Annotated in this window: 10 protein-coding genes; 1 reads left to right on the top strand and 9 read right to left on the bottom strand. The window is 48.4% G+C overall.

Annotated features, from left to right (window positions below):
- Positions 1 to 52: 52 nt before the first annotated feature.
- The 4 genes from PPM_RS09380 to PPM_RS09365 form a co-directional block, all read right to left on the bottom strand.
- Complete coding sequence (locus PPM_RS09380; RefSeq protein WP_013370577.1) at positions 53 to 634, bottom strand: Crp/Fnr family transcriptional regulator; 582 nt, start codon at positions 632 to 634, stop codon at positions 53 to 55.
- A gap of 123 nt (positions 635 to 757) precedes the next feature.
- On the bottom strand, positions 758 to 2599 hold the full coding sequence (locus PPM_RS09375; protein WP_013370576.1) for an adenine deaminase: 1842 nt from the start codon (positions 2597 to 2599) through the stop codon (positions 758 to 760).
- A gap of 104 nt (positions 2600 to 2703) precedes the next feature.
- Positions 2704 to 5064 carry an RNA polymerase recycling motor HelD gene (gene helD, locus PPM_RS09370; protein WP_231860488.1) on the bottom strand — a complete coding sequence of 787 codons (2361 nt, stop codon included), beginning with the start codon at positions 5062 to 5064 and terminating at the stop codon, positions 2704 to 2706.
- A 360-nt stretch (positions 5065 to 5424) separates the two neighbouring features.
- Positions 5425 to 6456 (bottom strand): FUSC family protein, encoded by a 1032-nt coding sequence (locus tag PPM_RS09365; RefSeq protein ID WP_014599646.1) that lies wholly within the window; start codon positions 6454 to 6456, stop codon positions 5425 to 5427.
- Positions 6457 to 6811: 355 nt separating this feature from the next.
- On the opposite strand from PPM_RS09365, the gene PPM_RS09360 reads away from it, so the two are divergent.
- Complete coding sequence (locus tag PPM_RS09360) at positions 6812 to 7981, top strand: glycosyltransferase family 4 protein (protein ID WP_013370572.1); 1170 nt, start codon at positions 6812 to 6814, stop codon at positions 7979 to 7981.
- Positions 7982 to 8014: 33 nt separating this feature from the next.
- Here the strand turns inward: PPM_RS09360 and PPM_RS09355 are convergent, their stop codons facing one another.
- The 5 genes from PPM_RS09355 to PPM_RS09335 all read right to left on the bottom strand — a co-directional run bounded on the left by PPM_RS09355 (position 8015) and on the right by PPM_RS09335 (position 13933).
- Complete coding sequence (locus tag PPM_RS09355) at positions 8015 to 8647, bottom strand: DUF2238 domain-containing protein (RefSeq protein ID WP_013370571.1); 633 nt, start codon at positions 8645 to 8647, stop codon at positions 8015 to 8017.
- Between the two features lie 27 nt (positions 8648 to 8674).
- Entirely contained in the window at positions 8675 to 8878 is a 204-nt protein-coding gene (locus tag PPM_RS09350; RefSeq protein WP_013370570.1) for a YwbE family protein, read from the bottom strand.
- A 69-nt stretch (positions 8879 to 8947) separates the two neighbouring features.
- Positions 8948 to 9688, bottom strand: a complete 741-nt coding sequence (locus PPM_RS09345) for a DUF1361 domain-containing protein (protein WP_013370569.1) — start codon at positions 9686 to 9688, stop codon at positions 8948 to 8950.
- Positions 9689 to 10104: 416 nt separating this feature from the next.
- On the bottom strand, positions 10105 to 12657 hold the full coding sequence (locus tag PPM_RS09340) for a beta-mannosidase (RefSeq protein WP_014599645.1): 2553 nt from the start codon (positions 12655 to 12657) through the stop codon (positions 10105 to 10107).
- Positions 12658 to 12865: 208 nt separating this feature from the next.
- On the bottom strand, positions 12866 to 13933 hold the full coding sequence (locus tag PPM_RS09335) for a LacI family DNA-binding transcriptional regulator (protein ID WP_013370565.1): 1068 nt from the start codon (positions 13931 to 13933) through the stop codon (positions 12866 to 12868).
- Positions 13934 to 14104: the final 171 nt, after the last annotated feature.

Genomic DNA, 14104 nt, shown 5'->3' with positions numbered 1-14104 from the left:
TGGATTTATCGTTATTGTACGCTGCTTGTCTGCCAAGCCGCATTAACATAGGTTAATGCGGCTTGCTGCGCAGCAAACGACTAAGTGAGACGGGGGATACACCTATGTACGAAGCTATATGGTATTGTGCAACTCGTTTGTCTAACCCGGGATACTTGAGAAGAAAGGCATCATAACGTTCCCTAGCAGAAAGATATAACAATTCGCGTTCCCGTTCCTCTTTGCGAATGTACAGTCTTTCTACGCTTTTACGCACGAATCTTTCCCACATATGGCTTGTATCCATAAGCTCCTTTAATACGTAATATGGAATTTCAATAACAACCGAATCTTCCATGGCCTCAATCGTAAAAGTGGATGGTTTACCTTGAACCATAGCGCCATAAGAGGTTACATAATCATCTTCTGGTGAAAAACCAACATTATACTCTCTGCCATCTGCCAAAGTATAAAACAAACGGAATAATCCCTCCGAACAAAAATAAGCGTGTTTCACAGGTTCCCCTGTTTCAATAAGATATGTCCCTTGCTGAACATGCCTCACACGGGTTTGCTCTACAAACCTGTTCCAATCCTGATCTATAATTGAGGCTTGATGAGCCATATTTTCTAATGAACGATAATATAATTGCATCTCCTCACCACCCCACAAAACGTTGATTAAGAAATCAAAGATACCTTTAGGACTATATAAGAAAACAGGGGCTATCCCACAGGTCTGGGTAGACCTGCAGGACAACCCCAGTGATGTATTCTATCAGGCTTCCGTAGCATCCTCTTCCACGAAAAGAGACACCTTGCGTATACCGTCGGCTCCGATCACGACAAGACCCTGATCCGACAGGCGGATTTCAGGGATTACGACCAGTGCGAGCAGCGACAGTGTCATTAGCGCGTTGTTCAACATGCAGCCGGATTGCTGAAGTGCCTGGCTGATGCTTTCGGACTGCGCAGCTACCTCAGCAAACGGAGCTGGGGACATCAGCCCGGCAATCGGAAGCGGGAAGCGCGTCTCACCCGAGGCGGATACGACCACCACGCCGCCACGCAGGGCAACGGCCTGCTTCGCCGCCTGGGTCATGAGCTCGTCATCATTGCCGATGACGAGCAGGTTGTGACTATCATGCGCTACGGTCATGGCAATTGCGGCTGGCTCGGTGAAGCCGACGCCTGTCACAAGTGCTACCGCGTGGCTGCCACTGGCATGATGCCGCTCGAAAACGGCGATTTTACACAAGTCTTGTGCAGGATCTGATGCAACTTCACCATCACGCACCGGAACGGTCATCCGCACTTCCTTCGTATCCACGTGATTTTCCGTGACACGAATTACTCGTACAGGTACATTCCCTTCCTGCACTGGAGCCGCAATACAGAAATCTGCGGCACTCAGCTCTCGACCCAAATGGACCGTGTCCATTACTTCCGCAGGATAAACGAAGCCGTCCCAGTCGGCGACCATTTGACCGTACTCGGCCACCAGTTGACCCGCTGCAATGGTAGCCGTCACATTCACTTCGGCCAATCGGCCATCAAGCAAGATAATATCGGCAATCGCACCAGGAATGATCGAGCCGATGTCCCGTGCTACGCCGAAGCGCTCTGCCGTATTCAGCGTTGCCATTTGAAAGGCAGTCACTGGCTTAACGCCCTGCGCAATGGCATGACGGACAACGAAATCCATCTGCCCTTCATGGAGCAAGGATTCGGCGCTGCGATCATCCGTCACCAGCATCATACGGCGCGTGTCGAGACCCATTTCCGTGCTGGCACGGATCGTCTCGGCCACATCATGCCATGCGGAGCCTTGCCGCATCTTGGCATACATGCCGAGCCGAATACGCTCGGCTACATCCTCGGGCGTGACACATTCGTGATCGCCCGTAATTCCTGCGGCTGCATAGACCGGCAGCCGCCAATCATCGGAGGCCCATGTAAAATGGCCATCTGCCACCTTGCCGGCGCGCAGCGTGGCCTGAATTTCCCCGATCATCACGTCGTCGCCATAGACGACGCCAGGGAAATTCATAACTTCGCCCAGCCCGATCATATCCGGGCCCCAGCTTAGAGCCTCTGCGACTTCCGCCGGACCGAAAGAGGCACCTGTCGTTTCCAGCTCTGGGCCTGTGGAAGGCACGCACGAAGCTACCTGCATGTAAGCAGCCAGCGGTGTCGTGCGTGCTTCGTCCAGCATCAGACGAAGCCCTTTTAGACCCAGCACATTGGAAATTTCATGTGGGTCAAAAAAACCGCCCGTCACGCCCAGCGGCAGTACAGCCTTCGCGAATTCAGTTACGGTGAGCTGTGTGCTTTCGATATGACAATGTCCGTCCAGCAAACCCGGTGCCATATAGCGGCCTTCCGCTTCAATGATTACGGTGTCTTCTCCAATCGTATGGCTAACGTCTCTACCGACATATGCGATACGAGAGCCTTGCACAGCAATAGACATGCCCGGTAACAATTCGCCCGATACCACATTGACCAGCGTTCCTCCGCGGATCACCAGCGATGCCTTGCGCTCCCCTCTAGCTGTAGCTATCAACTCGGGTACACAGTCCGCCAGCGGCGGGCGTTGAAATACTCTCTTCATGTCCATTACGTTTGTAACCTCCGTTTATGCTTCTTACCTGTTTGGCTTATTTGCTTATGTTACTGGAATACGCTCAACAATGCCAGCCGCCCCTAAAGAACATGGTCACTTTATTCCACTTTACGGATATACGTCTCCGATTCCTGCGAACTCACGAATGGCGTAATCTCCCCTATGCTATATATATGCAGCAAATGCATCGCTCGCGTACAGGCCGTGTAGAACAATTTACGCTCACTCTCACGCTGGTATTCTTGGACTGATCCGTCATAAATGAGAACCGCATCAAACTCCACGCCTTTCGCCAGGTAGGCCGGAATGATATGAATCCCCTTTTCAAAAGCAGGGGTTGTTTTCTTAATTAATTTTGGCTTTACTGGCAGTTGTCCTTCCAGTGCTTCGTAGGCTGCCGCGCTTTCATCAGCATTTTTACAGATCACTGCGATGGATTCATAACCCTCTGCCAGCAATTTTGTAACATTCCCGGCAATCAGTTGGTGTAGCTTTTCACGCGAGTTCACCTCGGTTACCAGAGGCTTCTCACCCTTACGGTTAAACGGAACAATATGCTCTCCCCCTGCTACCATCCCCCGGGTAAACTCTACAATCTCCTGTGTTGAGCGATAGCTGCGTGTCAGGGAAATCATCTCGGTCTGGTCTGCTCCATACAGGTCATACAATGGTTCTGCATCCTGAAGCACCGAAGCATGGGCATAGATGGCCTGATTAAAATCGCCGAGTGCCGTCATTTTAGCCTGCGGAAATAATCGTTTAAAGAAAGCCAGCTGGAATGGTGAATAGTCCTGTGCCTCATCAATAAACACATGACGGATGTTACTATTGGAACGGAAGCCCAGCATCAGCTCACGCAAATATAAAAAGGGCGTCACATCCTCATACGCTAATTCTCCAGCCTGAATTCGTTTCAGAGTTTGCCGACTAATTTCACTCCAGTTGACGGGTAGCTCTGCATGATTCGACAGTTGGCTTAATAACGTCTCGTTCATAAACAACTCGCTGTATAGACGGGTTGTATCCACGAAGCGGAGTGCCTTAATCCACTTGCGCAAGGGCTTTAAGCGGTCACTGACCACCATACGTGCCAATATTTCTCTTTCACGTGTAAAGTCGTCGAAGGTATCGCCTTTATTCTTGGATTTACGGCGCATGCGGTTATATGCACGCTGATAATCCTCCGGCTCCATCAGATCCATCTGCTGGTCCACCCAAGGAGCGGAGCATTCTTCCTTACCAAAGCGGGCCAGCTCTTTGAGCATCCAATCGCGTAGCAGTTCCAATCGGTTCGCCAGCCGCACAGCCGAGTCGAATTCATAAAACTTGCTTGCCATTTGCTCTACTGAGATCACCTCACGTCCCTGAAAACGAACAGGTTTAAAACGCATTCCCTCCTGTTCCAGATGCGCCTTGTAGCCTGTAATCACATGTAAGAACGTCTTGGATGACTTAAAACGGATACCTTCCATCCTAGCTTCATACCCAGGCTGTGACGACGCTGATAGCACATATTCCAGCTGCTCAAAAGGATCTTCTAACTGAAACTCCCGGCCCAAACGCCGTTCCAAATATTCCTGAAACGTGGCCTGAAGCATATTTTCCTCACCCAATTCAGGCAATACCGTCGAAACATAACTGTTAAACATGGGGTTTGGCGAAAATAACACGACCTGATCCGCTCGCAAGCGATCCCGATACTTATACAGCAAATACGCTACTCTCTGAAGCGCTGCAGAGGTTTTGCCGCTTCCTGCCGCTCCCTGAACAATAAGCATGCGGCTTCGGTCATCACGGATGATGCGATTCTGCTCCTTTTGAATGGTAGCGACAATACTTTTCATTTGAGCATCCGAGCTCCGGCTTAATACGGCTTGAAGGAGTTCGTCTCCAATGGTGACGCCTGTATCGAACATAAAGCGAATCTGTCCGTCACGGATTGAGAATTGGCGTTTGAGCGTCAGTTCTCCTTCCATCTCTCCTGCTGAGGTCTTATAAGAAGCGGGACCTGGCATGTTATCGTAATAAAGATTCGAAATAGGCGCACGCCAGTCGTAGATCAGAAATTCCTCATCCTGATTATCCAGCAGGGAGGCAATCCCCAGATAAATGCGTTCCGCAGTCTGCCCTTCCTCAGCAAAATCAATGCGTGCAAAATAGGGTGAGTCCAGCAACTTTTTCAAACGCCCTAGCGCCTCAGTGGAATGCTTGTGTCTTCGTTCCCGCTCAGACAAAATCTCAGACTGCTGACGCAAACTGGTGGACGTCTCTCCCACATCATCCGCCTCACTGAAATTGATCGTTACCTCATCCCAGAAGTCTTTACGCATATCGACAACATCGCCGCGCACAGAACCAACCTCTGTCTCCAGCTTCCGAATACGCCCGCTAATGACTGCGGTCACATCTTCTACTCTTCGTTGTTCCTCATTCCATTGCTGCTCAGTAGTCACTGACATCGCTCCTGTTCCGTTTCCTCCTGCTCCGCGCAGGGCTCCCTTGCGTACAAACTATGCTCTATTATGGACCCGGGTATACTCATCGCATCCCCCTGATCCGGGAAAATTGACTATTCCTTTGAAGCATGCTATAATGTAACAAGAAGTGTGTTAACAACTTATGCAATACGGTTTTACGATGTAAAACATAGCATCCTCTATTGTAGCAAGTTCAGTCCCTGTTCGCAACCAGTGGGCTTTTTTTGTATTTTCTGGCAATCTTCCATTAGCCTGTTCCTACATCCTTGAATTCATGACATAAAAAAGCGACCGTCCATCTGATTGATGAATGCGGTCGCCTTTTCTTTTTTTCGAAATTGCCTATCGACTCTCTTCCACAGGATGAATATGGTCGGCCAGTCTGCTTAATCGCTCCAGCTGATGACCATAGTCGTACATCGTCGCAGCTACGATGGAAAGCCGCAGCATTCCCTCCTCACAATGGTCAAAACGTGTAATGGCATGCTTCATAAAATCGCCGTTGGCCTGCTGAAACAATTCACTTTCATCCTCATTTGGTTTCAGTTTATTTTCGAATTTCAGCAGAGCGTGCTCGTGGAAACGAATCAGCCGCTCCAGATGATCGTCAAAAAACGCATCTGTTCCCTTTGGACGTAAAGACTGGAAGTAGTGCCTTTCCACCGCATCCAAGACCTCGTATCCTTTGTGCAAACTTTCGAGCATTTGTTTGTATACGACCATTTGTCTCGTCTGACTAAACTTGGTGCGCTTGAGCTTTTTCTGCTCCTCTTCGAACAAATGATATTTGTCCGAGAGTGATTTAATAGCTCCCTGCAAATTTCCCTTTTCCTCTCTAAAGACAGACTCCTTAATCTCATCTGAAATGGCGGTTCGCAGCAGCAAGGACATGCTGTTAAATACATTTTGAATCTGATTGATAAACTGCCTTTTCGGTTTGGGAGGAAAAACAGTAATGTTGATGACAAAAGCAGACACAATCCCGATCAGAGTCAGCGCAAAGCGGGTTACTGCAAATTTCCAGTCCCCTGAAGCTTCCATGACAGAAACAACGGTCACGAGTGTCAATCCAACCGTATCAGCCATGTTTATTTTCAGACATATCATAAGTACCAATACACATACCAGTCCGACCGCAATCGGCTCATTCGAAAATACCATTCCGCCCAGCAACGCCATGACTGCACCTAATGTGCTTGTTTGGAGTTGATCCAGAAAATAACGCCACGACCTATATATCGACGGTTGCATGGCAAAAATAGCGGCTATCGCTGCCCCCACAGGCGAATGGGTGTTCAAAAGCGTGCTCAGAAAAAGGGCGAGCGTCACTGCGATTCCCGTTTTTAACACCCGTGCTCCAAAAGCCAAAGCCATCCCTCCTGCTTACCCTTCAAATTTATTCATACCGAATTACTATAATGAAATTTCAAGACAAAGTCCATGTTTTATTATTACCCAAAACCATTGGAGATCAGGAATATTTATGAAATGTATAGTTCCTGCTAGGATACATATCAACAGAATTTCCCTATCTGCATCAACATCGCAGAAGGATCTCATCGTGCCATGGATTAGTAAAATCTGAGAAGAGCACCCGTCCGCAGGGCAACTTTTACAAAACCCGGCAAGCCCGTAAACAAAATCATGACACAATAAAAGCCGGAGCCTCCAAGCGGACTCCCCTGGAACGTCATAGGATAAATGAGAATGGCGGAGGAGGAATGAAGGCATGCTTCGAGTCGCATTATTTACAGACACGTATACGCCTGATGTCAATGGCGCTGCTCTGACACTGGAACGATGGATTGGCTATTTGGAGACACACGGGGTATCTACTCTTGTCTTCGCACCGGAGGCAGACCATCATCTGTCCTCGGGGCCGGGCGTGGAGCGTTTTCGAAGTATTCCCTTTTTATTGTACCGGGAATGTAGACTAGCGATCCCTAACGCCAAACAAATCAACGAGCGCCTGTCAGCCTTTTCCCCGCATCTAATTCATGTCGCTACTCCGTTTAACCTTGGCCTGTATGGAACAAGCTACGCTGCCAAACACCATATTCCACTTGTCGCCTCCTATCACACCCACTTTGATAAATACCTCGAATATTACAAGCTTCGCTGGCTTGAACCTGCGTTATGGAAATACATGCTCTGGTTTCACAGACATTGTGAAAGGGTATATGTCCCCTCTCGGTCAACCATGGAATTGTTACGCAATAAAGGAATGGGACAGCTCGAAATCTGGGGTAGAGGAATTGATACTGACCGCTTCCAGCCCACAGTGAATCGCGAAGCGATATGGGAAAAATGGGGCGTTCGTGCAGACGCATTTGTGATTTTGTATGTGGGCAGACTAGCACCGGAAAAGGGGATAGACACGTTACTGGATTCCTATCTCCAGTTACCCGACGACGTCCGCGCAGCCTCAGTGCTGGTCATTGCAGGAGATGGCCCATTGTTTAAGTTCAAAACTGCAGCAGATATCGGAATGCCAGAGCACGCAGTTCACTGGCTTGGTTTTGTAAAAGGACCGGAATTAGCTGAACTGTACGCTGCAGCCGATGTATTCCTCTTTCCCTCCACTACGGAAACCTTCGGTAACGTCGTTTTGGAAGCTATGGCCTCCGGCACACCCGTGATCGGCGCCAATGAAGGCGGGGTCAAAGATAATGTAATCCATAGGAAAACGGGGTTACTGTGTCCAGCTGGAGATGCCGCTGCCTTTGCCAAAGCTGTACACCTGTTGTACGAGGATGTCCCACTTCGAGACTTTTTGTCCAGAACCGGTAGAGCATACAGTCTGGAGCAGACGTGGGACCGTATTTTTGAGCGGCTGCTGGACAGCTACATGGATGCAGCGACCCTGCATCTCGACAGCCGCCCTGTGACGCGAATATAGCCTTCAAAAACATCGGACTTTCAAGAAACCCTGCTATACCTTTAGCTGTTTGAGCAGCTTGTTATGTACCCCGCTTAACAAAATCACCGCTGTCAGGGCACCGATGAACGCAAGGAGCATATCCCATTGAGTATCCCATACATCTCCCTGTGTCCCCAAAAAGGCTTCTGCCGCCGTACCGGTTGCCTTGGCTACGGCAAACTCAATCAGTTCGTACACAGCACTGATCGCAAGACACACACTAACCGTTAGAAAAGTGAGCCAGCTCCCGCTTCCCAAAGCCGTCTTACGCAGCAGCACTTCCCTGACAATGAGTGCAGGCACAAAACCTTGCGCAAAATGCCCAAGTCGATCATAATAATTGCGCTCCAGCCCAAACGTATCCCGAATCCAGTTGAACAGAGGCATTTCGGCATAGGTATAGTGCCCCCCGACAATCAGGATGAGTGCATGTAGCCAGATTAGGGTGTATACCAGATTGGTAAACCGAAATCGACGGTAAAGAGCCGCCAGCAGTATAGCTCCTAAAACAGCTGGGAGAACTTCCAGTACCCATGTAAAATAATCCGCCGGACGAACCAAGGACCAAATGAGAGCAAGCACCAGCAGTACAAGTAAAATAAGCGGATAACGATCATTTTTAGACCATGCCGTTGCCTGATTCATACATTATTCCTCCTAAGCCCAAAGCTCTTATCCTTCATTCATTACAATATGTTTGACACGTCCAACCTGTCCGTCTACCAAACGCACTTTAATTCCATGCGGATGACGTGGGGAATTGGTCAATATATCCTTCACCGTTCCTCGCGTTAGCTTACCCGTGGGCTGATCCTTTTTAAGCACAATATCCACCTGAAGACCAGCGCGGATATCAGATCGGTTCTGTCCATTCATTGTAGCTATTCCTCCTTTGCTTTTACATTTTATCTTATGATGATATTTAGCCACTCAGCCCCATCGTAATCACCAGCGATGCCATTCGTCCCGGCGGCTATTCCCCATCCAGGCCACACACATCATGGATATATAGCTAACGAGCAAAATAACGAAGACCATCCCGCTAAACTCCACAAAATGAGTGCGTTGCAAGGAATCCGCCCATATGGAGAATACTTGTGTGTACAACTGGGACGGTGCAGATACAATATCCCATGAGTTTCCTCGAAAGAAACGGCCAATATAAATACCTAGGCTACTTAGCAGGAGTACCGCCAGCATAAACAACCAGCTGACAAGCCCGCCCCGTGCACGTTGCACCAACTGTCGTACAGATTCAAGTGATACAACTCCCATGGTGAGACCAAGCACAGCTACCAGCAGCATCCCTAATGCATGATTCCAAAAGTACGGATTGCCCCAAAAACGCTGCTCCCCGAGAAATGGATACCTGGCAAATACATGCAGCAAATCTGTGATCAAATAAGGCGTATTGGGATAAAAGAAAAGCCATCCAGCCCCTATGACCCAGAGCAAAAATGTCCTTGTTCCCCTTCTCCACGAGCAATGAATGACATCTAGCAAAAGCGTCAACAGCATAGGAATCCAGGCCAGCATCATATTCCACCAAATAAAAAGATAAGGGCGGCCCCCTGAGGGCAGTCGCACGTTAATGATCCACAATGTACTAATTACGGAGCATAAGGCCAGTGCAATAAAAATATAAAGTTTAACTGGATAATTTAACGATCTTAAACGGTCATACATATGTTTCTTTCCCTCCTTGTAACCGTCCATCCTTCTTGACGTTCCAATTTACACCTATTCTGGACAGTGTACACCACAATGGCTTCAAGCTCAATGGAAGCGCTCCACTCTGCATAAAATGAAGATAAAAAAGCATCTATTCTCCCGGGGTTGACCTCATATTCCTGGGAGACAGATGCTTACTGTATTTCAGACTTCATTTCACAGGTAAAGCGATATACGAATGCAGATCTTCTGATCAAAAGGAGCCCTCCAATAGGCTCAATCTTAGGCAGCATTTCCCGGGTAATGCTGTAATTCAGCTCCCCCTGCTCAAACCCTACTCACGGATTTCTCTACATGCTCTCAGCCGGCCGGATGAAGAGGAACTTCATTGTCCATCATCTACTTCAAGGCGGATGAGCTTTAACTGTCCTCTAACCTTGTATCCAATTGATCAATGATTGCACCGTCAATGCACCTGGCGCAGCTACCTCAAATGCGGAGGCACCGTTACGCAAGGCCAGAAATTCCACGGTTTTAGGAACACCGGGAGCCAGATCCAGATGGTTGTCACTGAAAATCCCCTCCTGCTCTGCGGTCAGCCACACATGTCTGGCAAGTACATCCGAACAAAGCGTGAACCTACTGCCTCCACTTCCCGGTATCTCCGTCACTTCAATTTTCGCCTGCGGTAAATCCATCTCTTTCGTACCTGCAAAATAAATTTCGCTGGCGGCCACCTGCTCACCGTTTTGTATCAGACGTGCGACCAGCATATGCTCCGTACGATCCAGGCCATTCAGCCATTTGTCAGTAGGCAGTATATGTACGATCCCTGCGCCGCCTGCTTGCTGTTCTACCTTAATGTTCTCTTCACGAATAGCCTGACTGCCACGGATATGCAAAAGTGTCAGCCGCAGCGTACCCGCTATCGGCTCTAGCGTATCGTTAACCAGATGCAGCTCTTTACTCCCCTGTTCCGTATCTACTGCACTCAACAGCACATCGGCAAAGCTGCGTTTAGCCGTATATTGAAGCGCCTTCCAACGACCAAAATAGTCCATACTTGACCAGGAAGCAACGGGCCAGCAGTCATTCATCTGCCAGTATAATGTCCCCATGCAATAAGGCTTGTGACGACGATGGGCCTCAATGGCCATTTTCATCGCCTCTGCCTGTAAAACCTGGCTCATGAGCAGAAAACATGGAAAATCCTTGGGTTGCCGCATGTACCGTCCCATGTATTCTTGAATCAGGCGATTGCCCGAGCCGTTCTTCTGATGTGCCAGCATCACCTCAGATTCCAGTTCCAAATCCTTCTCTTCCGCATAAGCGCGAACAGACTTGTATTCAGGAAAGGACTGAAAACCATACTCACTCATAAAACGGCCCACATGTACGTGATAATTTTCAAACGGCTCAGACGCATGCCATACTCCCCAATAATGGATGTCTCCCGCTGTGGAGGACGGATGAGCATGCTGGTTTCGATCTCCGGTCAGATCAATTAGCGGTGAGGAGGGCCAATATGCCGTCTGCGGAGTCCAGGCATTTACCGCCTCCGGTAAAATCCGGTGGAAAAGCGTTTCATAATCTTCCCATAGGCGTTCCCGTTGCTCAGGCGTGTAGGCCTTTTTCCAGCCCCAGCCTGCATTTTCTTCGTAATGCGCCCATGCGGAATCAATCTCATTATTGCCGCACCATAACGCAATGCAAGGATGATGGCGCAAACGCTTGATGTTATCTTCGGCTTCCTGCGCTACATTGTCCAAAAAAGCCTGATCCCCCGGATACATGCTGCATGCGAACATAAAATCTTGCCACACGAGCAAGCCGTATTCATCACAAAGGTCATAAAATACGTCTTCTTCATAAATACCGCCACCCCACACCCGCAACATATTCATATGTGAGGCGGCCGCACTGGCAATTTCATGCCGGTATCGTTCCAACGTAACTTCGGCAGCAAAGCTGTCATTCGGAATATGGTTGGCTCCCTTTACAAACACGGGGATTCCATTCAGCTCAAAATAGAAGCTCTCCCCTGCCGTATCCCGCTCACGTATAAGACGGATCGAACGAAGTCCCGTTTTCACTGATTTTTCCGCAATTACTGCTTCCTGTGCTTGCTCCTTCAATTCGGCTACAAACGTATACTGATGCGGCTCCCCCAGCCCACGACACCACCACAGCTTCGGCTCCTTCATATCCAGCTCCAGCTCTACTGTTTGCTTTCCCTTCAGAAGACGAACCGGCTTGGACCACACCCTGCCATCAGCAGAAATACACAACTCGGCATCTCTAATCTCATTTGCACTTTCAATCTCTACCATTGCTGTGAGTTCAGCCCTCTCGGTACTCACTTTGTCCTGTCGAATAAACAAGTCTCTTACGACCAAACCAGACCAAGCTTCAATTCGGACCTCTCTCCAGATCCCGCTCGTCACCAGCCTCGGCCCCCAATCCCAACCATAGTGATAGGGAGCCTTACGAGCGAAAACGCTTACTTTTTTATCAGACAAGCCACCTATCTCGGACTGATCATTCGGTGCGGGGAGTCCATAGCCCAACCTTTCCAGCTTAGGCACATCTTCCGTAATCGGAGAGCGAAAATGGATTTCAAGCCGATTTTTCCCTTGCTGAACAAATGCCTTCACATCCTGTCTCCATACCCGAAACATATTATTGGCCGATATGACAGTTTGACCATTCACTCTTACATCTGCGTAGGTGTCCAGACCTTCCAACACCAGCTCTACACATCGACATTGAAGCTGATTTGCATCTATCTCAAAATAGGCTTCGTATATCCAATCCTGCTTATCAATCCACTGTACCTCCATCTCGTTCATACCGATAAAAGGATCAAGAATTTTGCCATGTCGCAAAAGATCGGTATGCACACAACCCGGTACTTTCGCACTGAGCCACTCATCACTATGTGCTTCCCTAAACCTCCAGCCATCCAACCCTATCACATTAATCATCGTCGCAAGCCTCCCTATAAGGATGATTGGGAACATCTGGATCACTCATTAACATAACAAAAATAACATTAAGCTAACAAATCAGTCAATTGTTTTTTTGGAACAATCGGTAAAACACAAAATAAAAGTCGCCCTCTACCCCTAAACAGGCTAAAAGCGACTTCCCTCGTCTTCACTGTGGATCAAATTCATCCCACATATCCGGACATCAACTATATTTGATTGTGCTAAAGGGACGATCACGATCATCATTTTCCCGGCTGAGCCGTGGCGCGTGAACTTCCCGTACGAGTAAATCAGCGTGTAGCAATTTTTTTTCCACAGGTGAGTTTGGGTTCATGATGCGCCATAATAATTGGTCTACCGCCCGCATCCCCAACAGTTCCTTATCCACTCTCACCGTGGCATAAATCGGCATTTGATCATTCGTATCGTCAAACCCAGTTACCCCGCATCGCCTCGGCACGTCAATCCCCTTTCCTTTCAGCACTTCCACGACTTGCGAAGCAGTCACATCATTAGCGCAAACAAAAACCTCTGGCAACTCATCCTCGGGCAACTTGTCCATTTCCTCAGCAAGCGCCTGCGCTCCCCCATAAATAAGGGCTTTGTTTTGCCGTAATTCTACTCCGCTCATTTCCAGTGTGGACCGAAAAGCTTCCCAACGTTCATAGAAACTGTGAGCATCGTCAATATGACCCACAAATTGAAAGTGATCATACCCCTTGCATAGCAAATCCTTCATTAATTCATTCATGCATGTGCGATTATCCGTAAACACCGCATCACTTAAAAATGCAGAATCCCAATGATCCACCATGACAACCGGAATACCCATTCGATAAATGTTCAGCAATAACGTAGTTGAAATCGTTCCTACAGTGATAATCCCTTTAATGGCCTCTGGATTCAGTAAAGAAAACATATCGTCAGTTGAAGGCTCCGTTAGCGTGATCATATCCAATCCCCTGCGGTTCAGACGCTCGGAAATCCCTTCAAATACAGGTCCCCAGTACTTGGACTCCCGATTCTGGTGTCGAATATTCGGAAATAACACCAGCACCGTACCCGACCATTCTCTGGCATCTGTGTCCCGAGGCTCTACCCCAGTCATTTTGGGATGACTGCGAAAATAGCCCATCTGGGCAGCAAGCTTAACCAGCAGCGCCCTTGTCTCTTCACTTACACCGGGTTTGCCTGACAGTGCACGCGAAACAGCAAACTTTGAAACGCCCGCCGCATCCGCAATTTCCTGTAATGTTACTTTTCCACGCATCTCCTCACCCAACCCTATTCGAAATCTTTTTCTACCTTAGTCTTCTAAATATACAGGTATGCCTATAAACTGGTACCATCGTAGCATACTTTGTTTTAGATCATCAAACGATGGATTTGCACAAATCCACACCTTTCATTTAAATATGTTTGCTTAATAAAAAACAAAACA

It is taken from the genome of Paenibacillus polymyxa M1, from assembly GCF_000237325.1.
Classification (GTDB): Bacteria; Bacillota; Bacilli; order Paenibacillales; family Paenibacillaceae; genus Paenibacillus; species Paenibacillus polymyxa_C.
This window is presented reverse-complemented; position numbering and strand designations above follow the sequence as displayed.